This is a genomic window from Actinomadura sp. CNU-125 (genome assembly GCF_001942465.1).
GTDB lineage: Bacteria > Actinomycetota > Actinomycetes > Streptosporangiales > Streptosporangiaceae > Spirillospora.
The window spans coordinates 1-21,386 of record NZ_MKJY01000057.1; the positions used below are offsets into that span (position 1 = coordinate 1).

General features: G+C 74.5%; 18 protein-coding genes and 3 pseudogenes. 17 read left to right on the forward strand and 4 right to left on the reverse strand.

The window, feature by feature from the left end:
* On the reverse strand, window positions 1-1,146 hold a 1,146-nt coding region (locus BJF79_RS08325; protein ID WP_262401704.1), incomplete at its 3' end, for a LacI family DNA-binding transcriptional regulator.
* A 136-nt stretch (window positions 1,147-1,282) separates the two neighbouring features.
* Between BJF79_RS08325 and BJF79_RS08330 the strand changes: the two genes are divergently transcribed.
* The 9 genes and pseudogenes from BJF79_RS08330 to BJF79_RS08365 all read left to right on the forward strand — a co-directional run bounded on the left by BJF79_RS08330 (window position 1,283) and on the right by BJF79_RS08365 (window position 10,621).
* Complete coding sequence (locus tag BJF79_RS08330) at window positions 1,283-2,152, forward strand: ABC transporter permease (protein WP_143219787.1); 870 nt, start codon at window positions 1,283-1,285, stop codon at window positions 2,150-2,152.
* Window positions 2,153-2,390: 238 nt separating this feature from the next.
* Window positions 2,391-3,281, forward strand: coding sequence for an ABC transporter substrate-binding protein (locus BJF79_RS08335; RefSeq protein ID WP_262401713.1), 891 nt, complete (start codon window positions 2,391-2,393; stop codon window positions 3,279-3,281).
* A gap of 91 nt (window positions 3,282-3,372) precedes the next feature.
* Entirely contained in the window at window positions 3,373-4,194 is an 822-nt protein-coding gene (locus tag BJF79_RS08340; protein ID WP_075896006.1) for an ABC transporter ATP-binding protein, read from the forward strand.
* Window positions 4,195-4,266: 72 nt separating this feature from the next.
* Window positions 4,267-5,420, forward strand: a pseudogene (locus tag BJF79_RS08345) (Gfo/Idh/MocA family protein).
* Between the two features lie 44 nt (window positions 5,421-5,464).
* Window positions 5,465-6,576: pseudogene (locus BJF79_RS08350) on the forward strand (DUF993 family protein).
* Between the two features lie 67 nt (window positions 6,577-6,643).
* A complete protein-coding gene (locus BJF79_RS08355) occupies window positions 6,644-7,444 on the forward strand; it encodes a sugar phosphate isomerase/epimerase family protein (RefSeq protein ID WP_075896008.1) in 801 nt (266 codons plus the stop codon).
* 77 nt (window positions 7,445-7,521) lie between these two features.
* Entirely contained in the window at window positions 7,522-7,815 is a 294-nt protein-coding gene (locus tag BJF79_RS58935; RefSeq protein ID WP_262401705.1) for a hypothetical protein, read from the forward strand.
* Entirely contained in the window at window positions 7,803-9,623 is a 1,821-nt protein-coding gene (locus BJF79_RS08360) for a PQQ-dependent sugar dehydrogenase (RefSeq protein ID WP_262401706.1), read from the forward strand. Before BJF79_RS58935 ends, BJF79_RS08360 begins: the two co-directional genes overlap by 13 nt.
* A gap of 56 nt (window positions 9,624-9,679) precedes the next feature.
* Window positions 9,680-10,621, forward strand: coding sequence for a LamG-like jellyroll fold domain-containing protein (locus tag BJF79_RS08365; protein ID WP_143219788.1), 942 nt, complete (start codon window positions 9,680-9,682; stop codon window positions 10,619-10,621).
* Window positions 10,622-10,685: 64 nt separating this feature from the next.
* Here BJF79_RS08365 and BJF79_RS08370 read toward each other — a convergent pair whose 3' ends face one another.
* Complete coding sequence (locus BJF79_RS08370; protein WP_075896010.1) at window positions 10,686-11,345, reverse strand: response regulator; 660 nt, start codon at window positions 11,343-11,345, stop codon at window positions 10,686-10,688.
* Window positions 11,342-12,493, reverse strand: a complete 1,152-nt coding sequence (locus BJF79_RS08375; RefSeq protein ID WP_262401707.1) for a sensor histidine kinase — start codon at window positions 12,491-12,493, stop codon at window positions 11,342-11,344. The genes BJF79_RS08370 and BJF79_RS08375 overlap by 4 nt, the downstream gene beginning before the upstream one ends.
* Window positions 12,494-12,627: 134 nt before the next feature.
* On the opposite strand from BJF79_RS08375, the gene BJF79_RS08380 reads away from it, so the two are divergent.
* The 5 genes from BJF79_RS08380 (at window position 12,628) to BJF79_RS08395 (ending at window position 18,615) form a co-directional block, all read left to right on the forward strand.
* Window positions 12,628-14,244: an MFS transporter gene (locus tag BJF79_RS08380; protein ID WP_262401708.1), complete on the forward strand. Its 1,617-nt coding sequence runs from the start codon at window positions 12,628-12,630 to the stop codon at window positions 14,242-14,244.
* 433 nt (window positions 14,245-14,677) lie between these two features.
* On the forward strand, window positions 14,678-16,504 hold the full coding sequence (locus BJF79_RS08385) for an ABC transporter ATP-binding protein (protein ID WP_075896014.1): 1,827 nt from the start codon (window positions 14,678-14,680) through the stop codon (window positions 16,502-16,504).
* Entirely contained in the window at window positions 16,501-17,622 is a 1,122-nt protein-coding gene (locus tag BJF79_RS58940; RefSeq protein ID WP_262401709.1) for an ABC transporter transmembrane domain-containing protein, read from the forward strand. The genes BJF79_RS08385 and BJF79_RS58940 overlap by 4 nt, the downstream gene beginning before the upstream one ends.
* Window positions 17,623-17,639: 17 nt before the next feature.
* Window positions 17,640-18,227: an ATP-binding cassette domain-containing protein gene (locus tag BJF79_RS58945; RefSeq protein WP_262401710.1), complete on the forward strand. Its 588-nt coding sequence runs from the start codon at window positions 17,640-17,642 to the stop codon at window positions 18,225-18,227.
* A 4-nt stretch (window positions 18,228-18,231) separates the two neighbouring features.
* Entirely contained in the window at window positions 18,232-18,615 is a 384-nt protein-coding gene (locus BJF79_RS08395; protein WP_075896024.1) for a VOC family protein, read from the forward strand.
* A gap of 59 nt (window positions 18,616-18,674) precedes the next feature.
* On the opposite strand, the pseudogene BJF79_RS08400 reads toward BJF79_RS08395, so the two are convergent.
* Window positions 18,675-19,071: pseudogene (locus BJF79_RS08400) on the reverse strand (RidA family protein).
* Between the two features lie 127 nt (window positions 19,072-19,198).
* Between BJF79_RS08400 and BJF79_RS08405 the strand changes: the two are divergent.
* From BJF79_RS08405 to BJF79_RS58950, 3 genes are all read left to right on the forward strand, one after another.
* On the forward strand, window positions 19,199-20,164 hold the full coding sequence (locus BJF79_RS08405; protein WP_075896016.1) for a helix-turn-helix transcriptional regulator: 966 nt from the start codon (window positions 19,199-19,201) through the stop codon (window positions 20,162-20,164).
* A gap of 87 nt (window positions 20,165-20,251) precedes the next feature.
* Entirely contained in the window at window positions 20,252-21,226 is a 975-nt protein-coding gene (locus BJF79_RS08410) for an AAA family ATPase (protein ID WP_262401711.1), read from the forward strand.
* Window positions 21,205-21,386: hypothetical protein (locus BJF79_RS58950; protein ID WP_262401712.1), on the forward strand; the 182-nt coding region annotated here is incomplete at its 3' end. The genes BJF79_RS08410 and BJF79_RS58950, both read left to right, overlap by 22 nt.

Here is a 21,386-nt window from a genome sequence, read left to right on the forward strand (position 1 = left end):
CCCGCCCCGGCCGACGGCCCCGGCCGTAGCTCGGCCGGTCGCCCGGCCGGCGGGCGGGTTCAGCGGGGCGGCGCCGTGCTGGCCGCGCAGGACGACCTCGCCCGCGATGCGCTCGATGCGGCTGCGGCGGCTCGCCGCGGCTCGCGCAGCGCCAGGCCCATCACCCGCTCGCCCAGTCTCGGCGAGCGGCAGCGCGACCGTCGTCAGCGGCGGCGTCAGGTCCCCGACGATCGGGATGTCGTCGAAACCCGCCAGCGACACGTCCTGCGGCACCCGCACGCCCCGCTCCCGTAACGCCGTCAGCGCGCCGACCGCCATCACGTCGGTGACCGCGAACACGCACGTCGGACGCTCGCCGCGGCGCAGCAGCTCGACCGCCGCCGCGTAGCCGCCGTCCCGGGTGAACGCCGCCTCGACGATCCGCTCCTCCGGCAGCGCCACCCCCGCGTCGGCCAGCGCGCCGGCGAACCCGGCCAGCCGGTCCGACACCGTCGTCAGCGCCCGCGGCCCGCTCAGCACCGCGAACTCCCGGTGCCCCAGCTCCAGCAGCGCGCGGGCCAGCTCGGCCGCGCCCTCCCGGTTCTGCGGCAGCACCGCGTCGACCTTCAGGCTGCGATGCCTGCTCAGCACCGCCACCCGGCCGCCCGTCCGCTGGTAGGGCTCAAGCTCCGCGCCCAGCGAACGCTCCCACTCGCGGTCCTCGAACCCCGAGCCGATCAGCAGGATCGCGCGGGCCCGCTGCGCGCGCAGCATCGCCACGTACTCCACTTCGCGGCCCGGGTCACGGAACGTGCTGGCCAGCATCACCAGCATCCCGTGCTCGGCCGCCGTGGTCATCACCCCGCGCGCCACCGCCGCGAAGTAGGGGTCGCTGACGTCGTGGCAGATCACCCCGACCGACGTGCTGGACGCGCTCGCCAGCGCCTGCGCGTGGGCGTTCGGCGTGTACCGCAGCGACGCCGCCGCCGCCAGCACCCGCTCCCGCAGGTCCGTCCGCACCTGCGAGGTCCCGTTCAGGACGCGCGACGCCGTCGCCAGCGAGACCCCGGCCTCCCCGGCGACGTCCTGCAACGTCACGTACGCACGATCGGTCGCACGATCGGTCGCACGATCGCCGGTGCGGGATTCCTCCGCCGCCTCCGTCATCACCGCCCCCTCGCTGGAGCCGACATCGCGGCGGATCTTCGGCCGGACCCTCTTGACCGCGTCGGCGATGCTTCTTACGGTACACCAGAAAGCGCTTTCTGAATGCGCTTTCTGAACAACCGCCCCGGAGGAAGCCATGGTGAGTCAGGGCACGACGAGCGCCACCCCGGCGTCGGACGCGCCGGGCGTCGTCGAACGCGACGGCCCCGGCGCGGGCGAGCGCATCGCCGCCGTCGCCGAGCAGACGTGGCGGCCGCTGGCGCTGCTGGTGGCGTGCTTCGCCGCCTGGTGGGCGATCAGCGCGTTCAAGCTGGTCGCCGAGTACCTGGTGCCCTCGCCCGGCGCCACGTTCGCGGTGCTGACCGACAAGTGGGGCTACATCTGGCAGCACACCTGGGTCACCACCTACGAGACGCTGCTCGGCTTCGCGATCGCCGTCGCCGTCGGCGTTCTCGCCGCGGTGATCATGGTGTACTCCGCGACGGTCGAGCGCACCCTCTACCCGATCCTGCTGTTCGCCCAGGTCATCCCCAAGATCGCGATCGCGCCGCTGTTCGTGGTCTGGATGGGCTTCGGCATCGGCCCCAAGATCGTCGTCGCGGTGCTGATCGCGTTCTTCCCCGTCGTGATCTCCATGGTCGCCGGGCTGAAATCGGTCGACCCGGAGATGCTGCAGCTGTCGGCCACCATGGGCGCCGGGCCGATGGCCACGTTCGTCAAGATCCGGCTGCCCGCCTCCCTGCCGCACCTGTTCTCCGGCCTCAAGGTCGCGGTCACCCTCGCCGTCACCGGCGCCGTCGTGGGCGAGTTCGTCGGCGCCAACGAGGGACTCGGATACGTGATCCTGCAGGCCAACGGCAACCTCGACACCCCCATGCTGTTCGCCGGGCTGCTGGTCATGTCGGCCATCGGCGTCGCGCTGTTCGTGATCGTCGAGGTCGCCGAGCGGCTCCTGCTGCCCTGGCACGCCAGCCGCCGCGACGGCGCGGTCACCACCGCCTACTGAGCCCGCCTACTGAGCCCGCCCACCGAACCCGCCCACCGAACCCGCCCACCGAACCCGCGGCCGGCGCGATCAGACCGGCGTCCACCCCACCCCGTCACGGAGGGCCGTCCATGAAACTCCGCACCATCTCCGCCGCCCTGCTCGTCCCGCTCGTGGCGCTCGCGGGCGCGCCTGCGGCGGGGAATCCGACCAGGTCACCAGCGACTCCGGCAAGAAGCTGACCAAGGTCACGCTGACACTGAACTGGTACCCCTACGGCGAGCACGCGCCGTTCTACTACGGCGAGAAGAAGGGCATCTACGAAAAGCACGGCATCGCCCTGGAGATCAAGGCCGGGCAGGGCTCGCAGAAGACCGTCCAGGCCACCGGCGCCGGGCAGACCGACTTCGGCTGGGCCGACACGCCCGCGCTGCTGGCCGCCGTGGACAAGGGCGTCCCCGTCAAGAGCCTCGGCGTCTACCTGCAGACCACGCCCGCGTCCGTGCAGTCGTTCGAGTCGGAGGGCGTCGCGAAGCCCGCCGACCTCAAGGGCAGGACGATCGCCGGGACCGCCGGGGACGCCCTCGCGCGCACCTTCCCGGTGTTCCTGCGCAAGAACGGCATCGACCCGGCCGAGGTCAAGGTCCAGAACACCGACCCCGCCGGGAAGATGGCCGCGGTGATGTCCGGGACGGTCGACGGGCTGATGGGCTTCGCCAACGACCAGGGCCCCACGATCGCGTCCAAGTCCGGCAAGCCGATGTCCTACCTGCGCTACGCCGACTTCGGGCTGAACTTCTTCTCCAACGGGCTCCTGGCCGGCGAGCGCAAGCTGCAGAGCGACGAGGAGATCGTCGAGAAGATGGTCGCCGCCACCAGCGAATCGTGGACCGCCGCGTCGTCGGACCCGGCGGGCGCCGTCGCCAGCATGGCCGGCGCGTCCGAGCAGCTGCCCGCGAACGACGTGCTGACCGAGCAGTTCAAGGCGACTCTGGAGCTCCTGCACACCCCGGCGACCGAGGGCGAGGCGCCGGGCGTCAACGCCGAGGCCGACTGGCGGCAGACGATCGCCACCTTCAAGGAGGCCGGCGTGATCGAGGAGGCCAAGGACCCCGCCGAGTACTGGCGCGCGCCCGCCGGCCAGGGATGACCCGGCACCCGAACCCGCCCCGGACCGGCGGCCCGAAGCCGCCTCCGGAACGGCCGGACCACACGAGTCGACGGGACGAACGATGAGGACAATGAGCGAGAAAGCGACCGCAACCGGCGCCGAAACCGGCGCCGCCGGGACCGAGCCCGCCGTCCGGCTGGACGACGTGGCCGTCCGGTTCCGCACCCGCAAACGCGACGTCACCGCGCTGCGCGACGTCGCGCTGGACGTCCCGATGGGGGAGTTCGTCGCGATCGTCGGGCCGTCCGGGTGCGGCAAGTCCACGCTGCTGAAACTGGTCGCGGGGCTGCTCAAGCCGTCGTCGGGCACCGTGCGGCTGCGCGGCGACCGCGTCGGCGGCCCCCGCCACGACATCGGCTACGTGTTCCAGCGGGCCGCGCTGCTGGAATGGCGCAGCGCCCGCCGCAACATCCTGCTGCAGGCCGAGATGCGGCGCATGCCCGGCGAGCGGGCGCGCCGCCGCGCCGACGAGCTGATCGAGATGACCGGCCTCACCGGCTTCGAGGACGCGCTCCCGCACGAGCTGTCGGGCGGGATGCAGCAGCGCGTCGCGCTGTGCCGGGCGCTGCTGCACGAACCGCCCGTCCTGCTGATGGACGAGCCGTTCGGCGCGCTGGACGCGCTCACCCGCGAGCAGCTCAACATCGAGATGAACCGGATCTGGCGGGAGACCGGGACGACGGTGCTGCTGGTCACCCACTCCATCGCCGAGGCCGCCTACCTGGCCAACCGCGTCGTGGTGATGACCGACCGGCCCGGCACGATCGCCGAGATCATCGACGTCGGCCTGCCCGCCGAGCGCGCGTACGCCGCCACGATGGAGCGTCCCGAGTTCGCCCGCGTGACCGGCCGCGTCCGCGGCCTGCTGGGCGCGGGCGCGGCCGCCGACTGAGCCGACTGAGCCGCCGGACCGAACCGGCCGACCGGCACGTCCGGAAGGCACACGAAAATTGAGAGGACAGTGATGGAACGCAGGTCCATCGGGATCGTCATGAACGGCGTCACCGGCCGGATGGGGTACCGCCAGCACCTCCTCCGCTCGATCCTCGGGATCCGGGAGCAGGGCGGGCTGCGGCTGGCCGACGGCACCGCGCTGTGGCCCGAGCCGGTGCTGGTGGGGCGCAGCGAGGCCAAGCTGCGCGAGCTCGCCGGGCGGCACGGCCTCACCGAGTGGACGACCGACCTGGACGAGGCGCTCGCCCGCCCCGGCACCGACGTCTACTTCGACGCGCAGGTGACGAGCGCGCGCGTGGACGCCATCCGCACGGCGCTGGCGGCGGGCAAGCACGTCTACACCGAGAAGCCGACCGCCGAGAACCTCGACGACGCCCTGGCGCTGGCGCGCCTGGCCCGCGAGGCGGGCGTCAAGCACGGCGTCGTCCAGGACAAGCTGTTCCTGCCGGGCCTGCTCAAGCTGAAGCGGCTGGTCGACGGCGGGTTCTTCGGGCGGATCCTGTCGGTGCGCGGCGAGTTCGGCTACTGGGTGTTCGAGGGCGACTGGCAGGAGGCGCAGCGGCCGAGCTGGAACTCTACCGGGACGAGGACGGCGGCGGCATCGTCCTGGACATGTACCCGCACTGGCGGTACGTGCTGGACGGCATCGTCGCGCCCGTCCGGTCGGTGCAGGTGCTCGGCGCCACGCACGTCGCCGAGCGTTTCGACGAGAACGGCGAGCCGTACAAGGCGACCGCCGACGACGCCGCCTACGGGATCTTCGAGCTGGACGGCGGGATCATCGCGCAGATCAACTCCTCGTGGACGACGCGGGTGTTCCGCGACGAGCTCGTGGAGTTCCAGGTGGACGGCACGGAGGGCTCGGCGGTCGCGGGCCTGCGCCGCTGCCGCGTCCAGCACCGCTCCATGACCCCCAAGCCGGTGTGGAACCCCGACCTGCCCGCCACCGAGGACTTCCGGTCGCAGTGGCAGGAGATCCCCGACAACACCGAGTTCGGCAACGGGTTCAGGGCCCAGTGGGAGATGTTCCTGCGGCACGTCGCCGAGGACGCCCCGTTCCCGTGGGACTTCTACGCCGGGGCGCGCGGCGTGCAGCTCGCCGAGCTGGGGCTGCGGTCCTGGCGGGAGGGGCGCCGCGTCGAGGTCCCGGAGCTGTCCCGGTGAAACTCGATCTTCCGCGCGCGGACGGGACGCTCGTCCCGCACACGATGGGGGAGCCGCGGGTGTTCGCCGCGTCCGCCGAGCCGTCCGCGTCGCGCGTCGCCTACGCGGCCGCGCACGTCGTCGCCGACCCGTTCGCCGACCCGTCCGGCGGGGACGCGGGCGGGACGCTCGACTGGGACGCCACGCTGGCGTTCCGGCGGCACCTGTGGGCGCACGGGCTCGGGGTGGCCGAGGCGATGGACACCGCGCAGCGCGGCATGGGCCTGGGCTGGGCGGTCACCCGGGAGCTGATCGCGCGCAGCGGCCGGGAGGCGCGGGCGGCCGGGGGACGCATCGTGTGCGGTGCGGGCACCGACCAGCTCCCGCCCGGCCCGGCGCCGCTGGACGCGATCGCCGCCGCCTACGAGGAGCAGCTCGCGGTCGTCGAGGACGCCGGCGCCGTCCCGGTCCTGATGGCCAGCCGGCAGCTCGCCGCGTCGGCCCGCGGCCCCGGCGACTATGCGGCGGTGTACGGGCGGCTGCTGCCGCAGCTGCGGCGCCCGGCCGTGCTGCACTGGCTGGGCCCGATGTTCGACCCGGCGCTGGAGGGCTACTGGGGGTCGGCCGACCCGGACGCGCGGCGGCGGCGCTGCTGGAGCTGATCGGCGCGCACGCGGACCGGGTGGACGGGGTGAAGATCTCGCTGCTGGACGCGGGCCGGGAGGTCGGTTTCCGGCGGCGGCTGCCGGCCGGCGTGCGGCTGTACACCGGCGACGACTTCAACTATCCCGAGCTGATCCGCGGGGACGCGTCCGGGCACAGCGACGCGCTGCTGGGGATCTTCGACCCGATCGCGCCCGCCGCCGCGGCGGCCCTGCGCGCCCTGGACGCCGACGACGGCGCGGGCGGCGGCGCGGGCGGGGGCGCGGCCTACGAGGAGGCGTTCGCGCCGACGCTGCCGCTGGCCCGCCACCTGTTCGAGGCGCCGACCTTCTACTACAAGACCGGTGTGGTGTTCCTGGCGTGGCTGGCCGGCCACCAGCGGCACTTCCGCATGGTCGGGGGCCTGGAGTCGGCGCGTTCGGTCCCGCATCTGGCGCGCTGTTCGAGCTCGCCGACGCCGCCGGGCTCTTCCCCGACCCGGACCTGGCGGGGGAGCGGATGCGGGCCTGGCTGACCGTCCAGGGCATCGGCCACGGAATCGGCCGGGGAACCGGCCGCGAGGCCGCCGAAGGGGGCGACGCGTGAGATTCAGCCTGAACCAGTGGACGACCCGCCACTGGCCGCTGCCGGACCTGGCCGCCGGGTGCGCGGCGGCCGGGGTCACCGGGGTCGGCCTGTGGCGCGAGCCCGTCGCCGAGTACGGGGCGGCGCGGGCGGCGAAGCTCGTGCGCGACCACGGCCTGACCGTGACGTCCCTGTGCCGGGGCGGTTTCTTCGGGGATCCGGACGCGGTGGAGGTCAACCGGCGCGCGATCGAGGAGGCGGCCGAGCTGGGCGCGCCCGTCCTGTGCCTGGTCAGCGGCGGGCTGCCGGCGGGGTCCCGCGATCTGGACGGCGCCCTGGCGCGCGTCGCGGACGTGCTGGCCGAGCTGGCGCCGTACGCGGGGGAGCGCGGGGTGCGGCTCGCGATCGAGCCGCTGCACCCGATGTTCTGCTCGGACCGCTGCGTCGTGGCGACCCTCGCCCAGGCCCTCGACCTGGCCGCCCCGCACCCGCCCGAGCAGGTCGGCGTCATGATCGACACCTATCACCTGTGGTGGGACCCGGCGGTCTGGGACGGCATCGCCCGTGCGGGCGCGCAGGGCCGGATCGCGCTGTTCCAGGTCGCCGACTGGATCACCCCGCTGCCCGAGGGCGTGCTGACCGGGCGCGGCATGCTCGGCGACGGGTGCGTCGACCTGCGGCGGTTCCGTGCCGCCGTGGACGCCGCCGGGTATACCGGCCCGATCGAGGCGGAGATCTTCAACGAGGCGCTCTGGGCCATGCCGGGCCCCGACGCGCTGTCCCTGACGCTCGCCCGCTACCGGGAGCACGTCGAGTGAACCCGGTCGCGCCGATGTCCAGAAAGCGCTTCCAGTAAGCGCTTTCGCACCCCACCCCCACGAGAAGGACGGTCGGAATGCGAAAACTCAGATGGTGTCCGCTCGCGATCACGGCGCTGCTGGCGTCGCTGGTCGCCGTCCCGCCCGCGGCGGCCGGGCAGCAGGCCCCGCAGCAGCCCGCGCCCATCCTCGACCCGATCCCCGAGGATCCCGCGCCCGCCGGGCTCGGGCTCGTCCTGGAGAAGGTCGCGCAGCTCCCCGAGTCGGAGACCTCGCGCCGCCGACCGACGACCGGCTGGAGCGGCGCAACCGCATCAACCACCTCGGCGAGCTCCCCGACCGCTCGGGCCGCCTGTACGTGCCCGACCTGAACGGCAAGCTGTACTTCCTGGACGGCAAGACCCGCACGCCGAGCACCTACCTCGACGTCGGCGCGACGTTCGCGCCCGACTTCTACTCCGCCGCCGGGCTCGGCCAGGGCTTCGGGTTCGTCGCGTTCCACCCCGACTTCGCCAAGAACGGAACGTTCTACACCACGCACGTCGAGCGGGGCGACGCGCTCGAGACCGAGGAGCCCGACCTCCCCGAGCAGCCGAACACCGGCTACCACGGCGTCCTCACCGAGTGGAAGACCGACGACCCGTCCGCCGGGACCTTCCGCGGCACGCACCGCGAGGTCCTGCGGTTCGGGTTCTCCGGGAGGATCCACAACCTCCAGCAGATCGACTTCAACCCCAACGCCCGGCGCGGCGACGCCGACTACGGGATGCTGTACATCGCGGTCGGCGACGGCGGGAACGGCAACGTCGGCGCCAACGGCGGCGACCCGCAGAACCTCGCCGTGCCGCAGGGCAAGATCCTGCGGATCGACCCGTCCGGGACGAACGGCGTGAACGGCGAGTACGGCGTTCCCGCCGACAACCCGTTCCTCGGCGAGGACGGCGCCCTCGGCGAGATCTACGCCTACGGGATGCGCGACCCGCACCGCTTCAGCTGGGACACCCGCGGCTCGAAGCGGCTGTTCCTCGCGCACATCGGCGAGCACGAGATCGAGTCGATCCACGAGATTCGGCCGGGCGACAACCTCGGCTGGAGCGAACGCGAGGGCGCCTTCACCTTCCGTGAGGACGACCGCTGCCACCTGTACCCGCTGCCGGAGGACGACGAGAAGTACGGGTACAACTACCCGCTCGCCGCCTACGACCACGACCCGCCCGCCGACTGGGACTGCCGCAGCGACGTCGGCAAGGCCATCTCCGGCGGCTACGTCTACCGCGGCGCGAAACTGCCCGCGCTGCGCGGCAAGTACCTGTTCGGCGACATCGTCAACGGCCGGCTCTTCTACACCGAGGAGTCGGAGATGCGCCGCGACCCCACCGGGCAGGACCGCGCGCAGATCTACGAACTGTCGGCGTACACGACCTCCGGTGAGCCCGTCACCATGCGGGACATGGCCGGCGACGAGCGCGTCGACCTGCGCATCGGCGCCGACGCCGAGGGCGAGCCGTACCTGCTGTCCAAGGCCAACGGGACGGTCTGGAAGGTCGTCGGCACCCGCGGGTTCGCCGAGTGCCGCACCGGCCCGGCGCGCGTCGGCCACGCCACCGGCGCCGACGACTGGTCGCCCGTCACGCCGGGCAAGTGGGAGTTCGAGCGCGGCCAGGTCGTCCTGGCCGAAGCGGGCGAGGCCCGGCCCGGGCCCCGCCGCCCGTTCGAGTACGCGGTGCTGAAGAAGGGCCCGGCGTTCGCCTCCGCCCGGATCGACGCCGAAGTGCGGCTCGACACGCCGGTGTCGGAATCCAACCGGGACGTCATCGTCGTCTTCGGCTACCGCGACGACACGCACTTCTACTACGCCCACCTGTCCAGCGACAACACCATCTACCCCCACAACGGGATCTTCCTGGTGAACGGCGCCGACCGCGTCCGCATCGACCGGCAGTGGAACGCGAACCGGTCCAAGGGCGCGCCGCCCGCCGTCACCGACACCGACTGGCACGACGTCCGCGTGCGGCACTGCGCGGGCACCGGCGAGATCGCCGTGTACGTCGACGGCGCGGACCGTCCCGTGTTCACCGCCCTCGACACCGCGCTCGGCTCCGGCCGGGTGGGCTTCGGCTCGTTCGACAACATCGGCCGGCTCCGCGACCTGACCGTCCGCGGCACACCCGCCCGATGACCCCACCGGACGGGCGGGGCGCGCGCCCCGCCCGTCCGGCTCCCGAGGAGACCGACATGCGCATCCGCCGCTCACCCGCCCTGTTCACGACCGCCCTGTTCACGACCGTCCTGCTCGGCGCCACCCTGGCCGTCGCGCCGGGCGCCGCCGCGCCCGCGCAGGCGTCCCCCCTCCACCTCCGCCGAGACCTCGTCGCCCACTACGACTTCGACCACCCCGTGCACGGCGACCCCGCCCGCGAACGCGACCTGGGCCGCTCGGGCACGCCCATCGACCTGGTCAACGGCGGCGCCGCCATGCGCGTCCGCGACGGCGCCCGCAGGAACGTGCTGCAGGTGCGGCAGGTCGGCGGCGCAGCGAACGACGACTGGAAGGCCGGTGTCTACTCCGAGACCGGCGTCCGGTCCCTGCGGGCGTTCGGCGCCGCGGGCGGCGCCACCCTCACCGGCTGGTTCAAGATGACCGGCGTCAACCCCGCCCCCGACACCAATACCGCCGACCCCGACGACACCTACAACGCGATCGGGCTGTCGGGCGTGCTCACCGGCGACTCCGACGGCCACGCCGTCCGCGCCCTGCTGGAGATCATCGAGGTGGACGGCGAGCTGCGCGTCGTCGCGCTCGGCCGCCGCGTCGACGGCGGCACCTCGCAGACGTTCGCCGCGGACCGCGACTGGCGCGCGATCCTGCCGCGCAACACCTGGGTGCACCTGATCGCCACGTTCGACTACGACACCGGCGCGATGAAGCTGTACCGCGACGGTGAGCCGCTGCCGGGCTTCTACACCCGGTCGGGCGACCCCTGGCAGGTCGAGGGGCCGCCCGAACCCGACGTCACGTCCGCCACCGACCCCCGCGGCATCAAGATCGGCGGGAGCTTCCCGCAGGACGACGCCGAGGCCAACCCCTGCGACTGCAGGATGGACGACCTGATGTTCCTCGACCGTCCGATCACCGACCGCGAAGCCCGGCGGGTCTACCGCATCACCAAGCGCTGAGCCCACGCCGGACCCCCGGATCCTCCCGGCCCGGCCCCGCCCCGGCCGCCGTGCGCGGCCGGGGTCAGCCGCGCCGCGGGGAGACCAGGCCGCACTCGTAGGCGAACACCACCAGCTGCGCCCGGTCCCGGACGCGCAGCTTGGTCAGCACCCTGCTGACGTGCGTCTTCGCGGTGGCCGGGCTGATCACCATGTGCGCGGCGATCTCGTCGTTGGACAGGCCGCGCGCCACCAGCACCGTCACCTCCCGCTCGCGGTTGGTCAGCGCGTCCAGCCCCTCGGACGCGGGCTCGGGGCGGCGCGCGACGTACTCGCGGATCAGCCGGCGGGTGATCGCGGGGGACAGCAGCGCGTCGCCGCGGGCCGCGACCCGCACGCCCTGCACCAGGTCGACGGGCTCGGTGTCCTTGACCATGAAGCCGCACGCGCCCGCGCGCAGCGCGTTGAACACGTACTCGTCGAGGCCGTAGTTGGTGAGGATCACGACGTGGACGCCGCTCAGCCGCTCGTCGGCCGCGATCAGCCGGGTCGCCTCGATGCCGTCCATCACCGGCATCTGGACGTCGACGAGCGCGACGTCGGGCCGGTGCTCCAGGGCGAGCGCGACGCCCTGCTCGCCGTTCGCGGCCTCGGCCGCGACCTCGATGTCGTCCTCGTTCTCCAGCAGGGCCCGGAACCCGCCGCGGATGAGCGCCTGGTCGTCCACCAGCAGCACCCGGATCACGGGCGTGCCCCCGCCCGCAGGGGCAGCTCGGCGCGCACGGTGAACCCGCCCTCGGGCCGGGGCCCGGCGCGCAGCCGCCCGTCGAGCGCCGCGACGCGCTCGCGCATGCCGAGCAGCCCCGTGCCGGGCACCGGCGGCGCGTCCGGGTCGGCCGTCCCGTCGTCGTCGACCTGCACGACCAGCTCCCCATCGGTGTAGTCGACGCGCACCGCCGCGGCGGCGCCGCCCGCGTGCCTGGAGACGTTGGTGAGCGCCTCCTGGACGATCCGGTACGCCGCCCGGTCCACCTCGTCCGGCAGCTCGGGCCGGGTGCCCGAGATCGTCACGGTGGCCGTCAGCCCGGCCGAGCGGGCCCGCTCCACCAGCTCGCCGAGCCGGTCCAGGCCGCTGCCGGGCGCGGCGCCGTCCGATTCGCCGAAGCCGCCCGTCCCGTCGGAGTCGCGCAGGACCTCCAGGGTGGCGCGCAGCTCGCGCATGGCGTCGCCGCTGGCCTCCTGGATCGCCACCAGCGCGGACGGCACCTTCTCGCCGCGCGAGTTCGCCAGGTGCACCGCCACCCCCGCCTGCACCTTGATGATCGAGATGCTGTGCGTGAGGGAGTCGTGCAGTTCCCTGGCGATGCGCAGCCGCTCCTCTCCCGCGCGGCGCCGGGCCGCCTCCTCGCGGGTGCGTTCGGCCTCGGCGGCGCGCCGCTCGGCCTCCTCCAGGTACGCCTGCCGGTGCCGGGTGACGATCGCCGCCACCCCGGCCGCCACGAACCAGCCGACCAGCAGCGACATGCTCTCCAGGTTCTGCCCGGTGTCGTCGGCGCCGGGCAGGTTCACCGCCAGCCCCGCGCCCAGGAAGGCCACGGCCGCCAGCGCCGCGGCGAGCGCGCGCCCGGCCCAGACCGCGGCGAACACCGACACCATCACCGGGTAGGCGACGGCCGGGCCCGGCTGGACGTGCGCCGCGACCGCGAGCATGCAGACCGTGCTGACCAGCAGCGACACCAGCGGCACGCGCCGCTGGGCGGCCAGCGCCGCCGTCCCGGCCAGGACGGCCGCGAAATCCGGGGCGCCCGCGTCCGGCTCGCCCACCAGGAAGACCGACACCACGACGGCCATCGCGGCGGCGAGCAGGCCGTCCTGCGCGACCGGCCGGTCCATGAACCTCATTCGGGCAGATTAGAGGCTTTTCGGGCGGAGCGCCTCGGCCGCGGGGCGGAGGGAACCCGTACTCCCGGCGATGTAGTCGCGGCGCTTCTGCGTCCCGGGCGGCAGCCGAATGAGCCGTCCCCGGCATGACGACCGCGGGACCGTCCGGCGAGCACGATGTCCGGCATGCCAATCCGAGACAAGGGCGGGCCCGGCCGGCCGGGCCTGCGACCCGCACCGGACGCGACCGCGCCGCCCCGTCGTCCGCCCCGTCGTCCGTCCAGGCGGCCGTCCCGGCGCCCGCCGCACCGGCCGGCGGGGGAGCCGGGGCCAGGCCGGGGCTCACCCTCGCCGCGGTCGCCGTCGTGCAGTTCATGGTGTCGCTGGACCTGTCGGTCGTGAACGTCGGGCTCCCGCAGATCGCCGCCGGGCTCGGCTTCGGCGCCGTGGGCCTGACCTGGGTCGTGCACGCCTACGCGCTCGCCTTCGGCGGGCTGCTGCTGCTGGGCGGCAAGGCCGCCGACCGGTACGGCCGCAAGCGGGTCCTGCTGCTCGGGCTCGGCCTGTTCGGCCTCGCCTCCCTCGCCGGCGGCTTCGCCCAGGAACCCGGCCACCTCGTCGCCGCCCGCGCCGCGCAGGGCGTCGGGGCCGCCGCGCTGGCCCCGGCCGCGCTCGCGCTGCTGGCCACGACGTTCCCGACGGGACGGGCCCACGTCCGCGCCTTCGGGGTGTGGAGCGCGACGAACGCGTCCGGCGGCGTCTTCGGCGTCCTGATCGGCGGCGTGCTCACCGAGTACGCCGGATGGCGCTGGGTGATGTTCGTCAACGTGCCGATGGCCGCGATCGCGCTGGCACTGGCCTGGCGGGGCGTCCCCGCCGGACCGCCCCCGGCCCGCGACCGGCGCCCCGACGCGGCCGGCGCCGTCCTGGCCACGGCGGGCATGACGCTGCTGGTGTTCGGGATCGTCCGCACCGGCACCCACGCGTGGACGTCGCCGACCACCCTGACGACCCTCGCGGCCGCCGCCGCGCTGCTGGCCGCGTTCGTCCTGGTCGAGCGGACGGTCGAGCGGAGCACCGCCCGGGAACCGCTGGTCCGGCTCGGGCTGCTGGCCAACCGGTCGGTCGCCGGCGCCAACGCCTACAACCTGCTGGCCGGTGCCGCCATGGCCTCGGCGTTCTACTTCGTGTCCCTCTACGTGCAGGGCGTGCTCGGCCACGGGCCCGCCCGCGCCGGAACGGAGTTCATGCCGCTCGGCGCGGCCACGATCGCCGGATCCGTGCTCGCGGTCAAGCTCGGCTACCGGTTCGCGCCGCGCACCCTCCTGATCGCCGGGGCGCTGCTGACCGCGTCCGGCTTCGCATGGTTCGGCCGGATCAGCCCCGGCGGCACGTTCCTCGCCGACGTGCTGGGCCCCTCGATCGTCGTCGGCATCGGCTTCGGGCTCTGCCTCGCCCCGGTCGTGTCCACCGCCACCGTCGGCGTCGCCGCCCACGAGACCGGCGCCGCCTCGGGCCTGCTCAACAGCACCCGCCAGCTCGGCGCCGCGTTCGGGCTCGCCGCCCTCGGCACCGCCGCGCACGACCGCACCGGGCCGTCCGCCACGCCCGGGACGCTCACCGACGGCTACGCCCTCGGCCTGTCCCTCGGCGCCGCGCTGCTGTTCGCCGGGGCCCTCATCGCCGTCACCGTCCTGCCGCGGACCGGCCCGCCGCGCGACGTGCGCACCGAGACCCCCGACCCGCACACCGCCCGGGACTGACCCGGACCGACCGGGCCACCCGGCCCCGAAAGGAACCGCGGCATGACCGTCGCCCCGATCGACCTCCTCTCGTCCGCCGTCCACCTCGCCCCCGGCGGCACCATCCACACCGGCCCCCGCACCGGACCCCACGCACGGCCCGGCCCCGGGCGGGACGACTGGGTACTGCGGGTCTTCCACGCCAGAACCGGCGCCGACGTCCACGCCGACCACTGGGAAGTGCACCCCGAGGCCGAGGAGATCGTGTCCTGCCTCATCGGGAAGATGCGCCTCTACCTGCGCCCCGAACGGCCCGGACGGCCCGACGAGGAGATCCGGCTGCCCGCCGGGACCGCCGCCGTCGTCCCGCGCGGGCGCTGGCACCGGATCCGCCTCGACACCCCCGGCAACATCCTGGCCGTCACCGTGCCGGACGCACCCGGCTGGAGAAGCGGTGACCGCCGCCGGTCCCGCCGAGGACGGCACCGGACTGCGTCCCTTCCTCCCGGGCCTCGCCGCCGTCGTGATCCTGCAGGTGATCGGCGCCGTCGCGGGCCTGGCGCCGCTGCTGGCCGTCGTCGAACTCGGCCGCACCCTGCTGGCCTCCGGGCCGCCCGACCACGACCACGTCCGCCTCGTCGTGGCCGCGGGCGCGCTCGGCCTGCTCCTGCGGCTGCTGTTCACCTCCGCCTCGTCCGGCCTCGGGCACCTCATCGACGGGCGGGTGCAGCTGTCGCTCCGGCGGCGGCTGGCCGCGCGGCTGGGCCGCGCGCCGATCGGCTGGCTCTCCCGGCGCCGCACCGGCGAGCTCGCCAAGGTCGTGGGGGAGGACGTGAGCGCCGTGCACCCGTTCATCGCCCACACCCCCGGCGACCTGGTCTCGGCGTTCGTCGTGCCGCTGGTGTCGCTGATCTACCTGTTCGCCGTCGACTGGCGCCTCACCCTCATCACCCTGATCCCGGTGCTGCTGGCGGTGGCGTTCGTCCCGCTCATGATGACCCCCGCCCGGCTGCGCGAGCAGAAGGAGTTCGACGCCGGCACCGGACGGATCGCCGACTCGGTCGTCGAATTCGTGCAGGGCATCGCCGTCGTCAAGGCGTTCGGCGGATCCGACCGGGCCCTGCACCGGTTCCACACGGCCACCGACGACTTCGCCGACTCCTTCCTGCGGATGGTGCGCGGCCTCGCCCCGGTCGCCGCGGCGATGCAGGTGGCGCTGTCGCCCCCGTTCGTCCTGCTGGCCGTCCTCACCGGCGGCACGCTGCTGATCACCGGCGGCTCCCTCCCCGCCGCCGACCTGCTGCCCTTCCTGCTGCTGGGCCTCGGACTGACCGCCCCGGTCGCGGCCCTCGGGCACGGCTTCGACGACGCCCAGGCCGCCCGGCGCGCCGTCGGCCGGATCCGCGACGTCCTCGCGGCCCGGCCGCTGCCCGAACCCGCGCACCCGGCCGCGCCGCACGGGCACCGGATCGAGCTGCGCGGCGTCCGGTTCGGCTACGACCCCGGGCACGAGGTGCTGCGCGGCATCGACCTCACGCTCGAACCCGGCACGGTCACCGCGCTCGTCGGGCCGTCCGGAAGCGGGAAGTCCACGCTGGTGCGGCTGCTGCCGCGGTTCTTCGACCCGGACGCCGGCTCGATCGTCCTGGGCGGCGCCGACCTGCGCGAGATCGGTTCCCGGGAGCTGTACCGGACGGTGTCGTTCGTCTTCCAGGACGTGCGGCTGCTGCGCGCGTCCGTCGCGGACAACATCGCGTTGGCCGTCCCGCACGCCGAACGCGACGAGGTGGCCCGCGCCGCCCGGCTCGCCGGCGTCCACGACCGGATCCTCGAACTGCCGCACGGCTACGACACCGTCCTCGGCGACGAGGCCGGGCTGTCGGGCGGCGAGGCGCAGCGGATCTCGATCGCCCGCGCGCTCCTCGCCGACGCGCCCGTCCTGGTGCTGGACGAGGCCACCGCGTTCGCCGACCCGCACACCGAACGGGCGGTGCGCCGCACCCTGGCGGACCTCAAGGGCGACCGGACCGTCCTGGTCATCGCCCACCGCCTCGAAACGATCACAGACGCCGACACCGTCGTGCTGCTGGAGAACGGGACGGTCGCCGAACGCGGCGCCCCCGCCGAACTCCTCGCCCGCGACGGGAAGTTCGCCGCCTTCTGGCGATCCCACCGGCCCGAGAACCACGACCCCGAGACCCACGACCCCGGAACCCGCGACCCCCGAACCCACGCCCACGAGAACCACGACGGCGCCCTGCGAGGAGACCGGCTCCGATGATCCGAACGCTGCTGCGCGTGCTGGGACACGACCACGCGCGTCCCGTCCGCCGGACCGTCGCCCTGATGACCGCGGCCGCCGTGGCCGAGGGGCTGTCCTACGCACTGCTCGTCCCGCTGCTGCGCGCGCTGCTGGGCGGCGACCCCGGGGACGCCCGGCCGTGGCTGGCCGCGTTCGCCGCCGCCGTCGCGCTCTGCGCGGCGCTGCGCTACGCCGCCGACCTGTCCGGCTTCCGCGCCGGGACCGCCCTCCTGCGCGGCGTCTACCACCGGCTCGGCGACCACCTGGCCCGGCTGCCCATCGGCTGGTACACCCCGGCCCGCGTCGGGGAGGTGTCGGTCCTGGCCGGCCGCGGCGTCCTGGGCGCCATGAGCGCCATCGCGCATCTGCTGGCACCGTTCGTGTCCGCCTGCGTGACGCCGCTGACGATCATCGCCGTGATGCTCGCGTTCGACCCGCGGATGGGCCTGGCCGCGCTGGCCGCCGTCCCGGTCGTCGCGGCGATCCAGATCCGGACGGGACGCGCCACGGCCGCCGCCGACGCCGAACGCGACGCACGCGACCGGGACGCCACCGGCCGCGTCATCGAATACCTGCAGGCCCAGCCGGTGCTGCGCGCCGGCGGCCGCACCACCGAACGGTTCCGGCTGCTCGACGACTCGCTGCGCGACGTGCGGCGCGCGTCCCGCCGCACCGTCCTGTCGGCCCTGCCCGGCACGGTCGGCCTCGCCGTCGCGGTGCAGGCGATGTTCACCGTACTGCTGATCCTGGGCGCCTACCTGGCGCTCGGCGGGCACATCGGCGCCGCGGAGGTCCTGACGATCCTGGTCCTGGCCGCCCGCTGCGCCGACCCGCTGCTGTCGCTGTCGCACATCGGCGGCCAGATCCGCGGCGCGCGCAGCGAGCTGGCCAGGCTCGACGCGGTGCTGCGCACCGAGCCGCTGCCGGAACCGGCCGACCCGGCGCCGCCGCGGCACCACGGCCTGCGGTTCGAGTCCGTCACGTTCGGGCACGGGGAGCGCACGGTCCTCGACGGCCTGTCGCTGGCGGTGCCCGAGGGACGGCGGCTCGCCGTCGTCGGGGCGTCCGCGCGGGCAAGAGCACCCTGCTGCAGCTGATCGCACGGTTCTACGACGTGGACGGGGGCACCGTCAGCGTGGGAGACGTCGACGTCCGCGCCATCAGCACCGAGCAGCTGATGGAACGCATCGCCATCGTCTTCCAGGACGTCTACCTCTTCGACGGCACGATCGAGGAGAACGTGCGCCTCGGCCGCCCCGGCGCCGGACGCGCCGAGGTCCGCGCGGCCGCGGCCGCGGCCGGGCTGGACGAGGTGATCGCCCGGCTCCCCGCGGGCTGGGACACCGGCGTCGGCGAGGGCGGCGCGCTGCTGTCGGGCGGCGAACGCCAGCGCGTCTCGATCGCGCGGGCGCTGCTGAAGGACGCGCCCATCGTGCTGCTCGACGAGGTGACCTCCGCGCTGGACCCAGCGAACGAGGCCGCCGTCCACGACGGCATCGAACGCCTGATGGCGGGCCGCACGGTGGTGATGGTCGCCCACCGGCTGCGGACCGTCCGGCGCGCCGACCGCATCGCCTTCCTGCACGACGGCCGCATCGCCGAAGAAGGCGGCCACGACGAGCTGCTGCGCCGCGGCGGCCGCTACGCCGACTACTGGAACACCTCCATGGCGCCGGATGCGGCGCCGGGTTCCGTACGCTGACGGCATGGCATGCCGCATCAGCGAACTGATCCTCGACGCCGCCGACCCCGAGCGGCTCGCCGCGTTCTGGAGCGAGGTGCTCGGCTACGTCGAACTCGGCCGCGAAGACGACGGGAGCATCGAGATCGGGCCGCCCGGCGCCGGGGCGGGCGGCCCGCAGCCCACGATCGTCCTCAGCGCCTGCGGCGACCCGCGGCCCGGCAAGCTGCGGCTGCACATCGACGTCAACCCCACCGACCGCGACCAGGACGCCGAGCTGGCCCGCCTGCTGGCCCTGGGCGCCGAGCCCGCCGACGTCGGCCAGACCGGCACCGAAAGCCGGCACGTCCTGGCCGACCCGGAAGGCAACGAGTTCTGCCTCCTGCGCACCCGGCTCCCGCCCTTGTGAGCGACGCCCGTGAGCCGGACCGCCGCCTCCGGGGGGCCGCCGGAGGCGGCGGGGCCGCGTCACGCGACGGCGGTCCCCTCCAGCTCGACCATCAGGTCGGGGATCGCCAGCCGCGTCACGCCGAGCATCGTGGTGGACGGTGCGGCCCCGGCGCCGCCCAGCCGCGCCGCCAGCACGCCGTAATGCTCGAAGAGCCGGTCGACGTCGGTGGTGTAGACGTTGAGCCGGACCAGGTCCGCGAGGGACATGCCGGCCTCGCCGAGCACCGCCTCCAGGTTCTCCAGGCTCAGCGCCAGCTGCGCCGCCATGTCGTCGGCGTGCTGCGGCTTGCCGTCGCCGCCCATCGCGGTCTGTCCGGCGCAGTAAAGGGTGCGGGTGTGCCCGGAGACGAGCTCGCCCCGGTTGTCATCCCATCTCCGCCGACCACGCCCACGGGTTGACAGAGGTTCTCTCGATCGCCACATCGGCTCCGTTCGATTCGTCGTCGAACACGCACGCCGACCGGCGTGCGTGCCTGGTCATGCCGATGAGCGTGCCAACGAATCACGACATCCTTTGTCGTGTATTTCGGTAGAGTTCGCGTATGCGCGCCGACCGGCTGGTCTCGCTGGTGCTGCTGCTGCGCCGGCACGGCCGGATGACCGCGACCGCGCTGGCCCGCGAACTCGAGGTGTCCACCCGGACCGTGCTGCGCGACATCGAGGCGCTGTCGGCGGCGGGCGTCCCGGTCTACGCCGAACGCGGTAGGCACGGCGGTTTCGCGCTGCTGCCCGGTTTCCGGACCGAGCTCACCGGGCTGAACCACGACGAGGCGCTTGCCCTGCTGGTCGCCGGCTCGCGGCGCGGCGCGCAGGCGTTCGGCCTCGGCTCGGCGCTCGCTTCGGCGATGCTCAAAGTGGTCGACGCGCTGCCCGCCGGCCATCGCGACATCGCCGCCGGTGCGGCCGAGCGCCTGCTCATCGACCCGGAGACCGACCTTCTCTCGCGTCGGCAGACCCCCGAGGAAGTGCCCGACGACGTGGTGGGCGAGGTCCGGCGCGCGGTGTTCGCCGGGCACCGGCTGCGGATCTACTACGCGGCCGTGGGCCAACCCCCCAAATGGCGCACGGTCGACCCGATCGGCCTGGTCACCGTCCGCGAGCAGGGATACCTGCTGGCCACGAGATCCGGTGCGGACCGCACCTACCGGCTGTCGCGGATCGCGGCGGCCGAGGAACTCGCCGAACCCGCCCGGCGACCCGACCGGGTCGATCTGGACCGGGCCTGGCGGGAACGCAGCACGCGCTTCCGGACCGGCGGCGACCAGGTCACCGTGCTGGTCCGGGTGGACCCGGCGCGGCGGGAGATCCTGGTGGGCACCGCGCTGGCCGTCCTCACCGAGGAAACCGACGCGGACGGACGGCTGCGGCTCGAAGTGACCTTCCAGGACCCGAGACACGCCGAATGGGCGCTGTGGCAGCTCGCCACGGGCGCGGAAGCCCTGGAACCGCAGTGGTTGCGCGCCGCCCTGCGCGAGCGCGCCGCCGCGATCGCCGCCTCCTACGCGTGACGGCCCGCAAGCCGAACGGGCGATCCGGCACGGCCGCGCGGCGGCGCGCGCCCGTCCCATGACGCGGCCGTCCTAGAGTGGGTTTTCATGCTCTATGGACGATCTGCGGAGATCAGCGCGCTGGACGAGGCGATCTCGCGGGCCCGTGACGGGTCCGGCGGCGCGGTGGTGCTGCGGGGAGAGGCGGGGGCGGGCAAGACGGCTCTGCTCGACGCGGCGGTCGCGCGCGGCGGCGCGATGCGGGTTCTGCGGGCCACCGGCGTGGAGTCCGAGTCCGACCTCGCGTTCGCGGCGCTGCACCAGGTGCTGCGGCCGGTCGCGGGTTCGCTGGAGGCGCTGCCCGAGCCGCTGCGCGCCGCCGTGGGCGCGGCACTGGGGCTGGCCGCCGGCGGTGCCGGCGACCGGTTCCTGCTGGGCGCCGGGGTGCTGTCGCTGCTGGCCGAGGCCGCCGCGCCGGACGGGCTCGTGTGCGTGGTCGACGACTGCCAGTGGGTCGACCGGGCCTCGGCCGACGCGCTGCTGTTCGCCGCCAGGCGGCTGGCGACCGAACGGATCGCGATGCTGTTCGCCGTACGCGGCGACGCCCCCGTCAAGGGCGTGCCGTCGACGGTGGAGGTGCGCGGCCTGCCCGAATCGGCCGCGGCGGAGCTGCTGGAGTCCCGCCACGGCGCGCTGCCCGCGCAGGTGAAGCGGGAGCTCGTCGCGTCGACCGGCGCGAACCCGCTCGCCTTGGCGGAGATCGCCGCCCGCCTGACGCCCGCGCAGCTCGCCGGCCGCGAACCCCTGCCCGACCCGCTGCCCGGCGGAACCCGGCTCTTCGGCGACCGCGTGTCCGCGTTGTCCGCCTCCGCCCGGGCGGTGGCCCTCATCGCCGCCGTCGAGGCGGACCCCGGCCTGGTCCTGCGCGCCGCCGAACGGCTGCCGGCCGACCGGCGGGACGCGAACGCGGCACCGCCCGCGGCGTCCGCGGCGTCCGCGCCGGGCGGGGGGCGCTGGCCGAGCTGGAACGGTCCGGGCTGGCCGAGGTTTCGGGGACGGGCGTGCGCTTCCGTCATCCGCTGATCCGGTCCGCGATCCACGAGGCGGCGGCTCCCGCCGAAGTCCGCCGCGTGCACGCCGTCCTGGCGGACCTGACCGACGGCGACCGCCGCGCCTGGCACCTGGCCGCGGCGGCCCTCGGCGCGGACGAGCGGGCTCGCCGCGGCGCTGGCGGCCGCCGCGG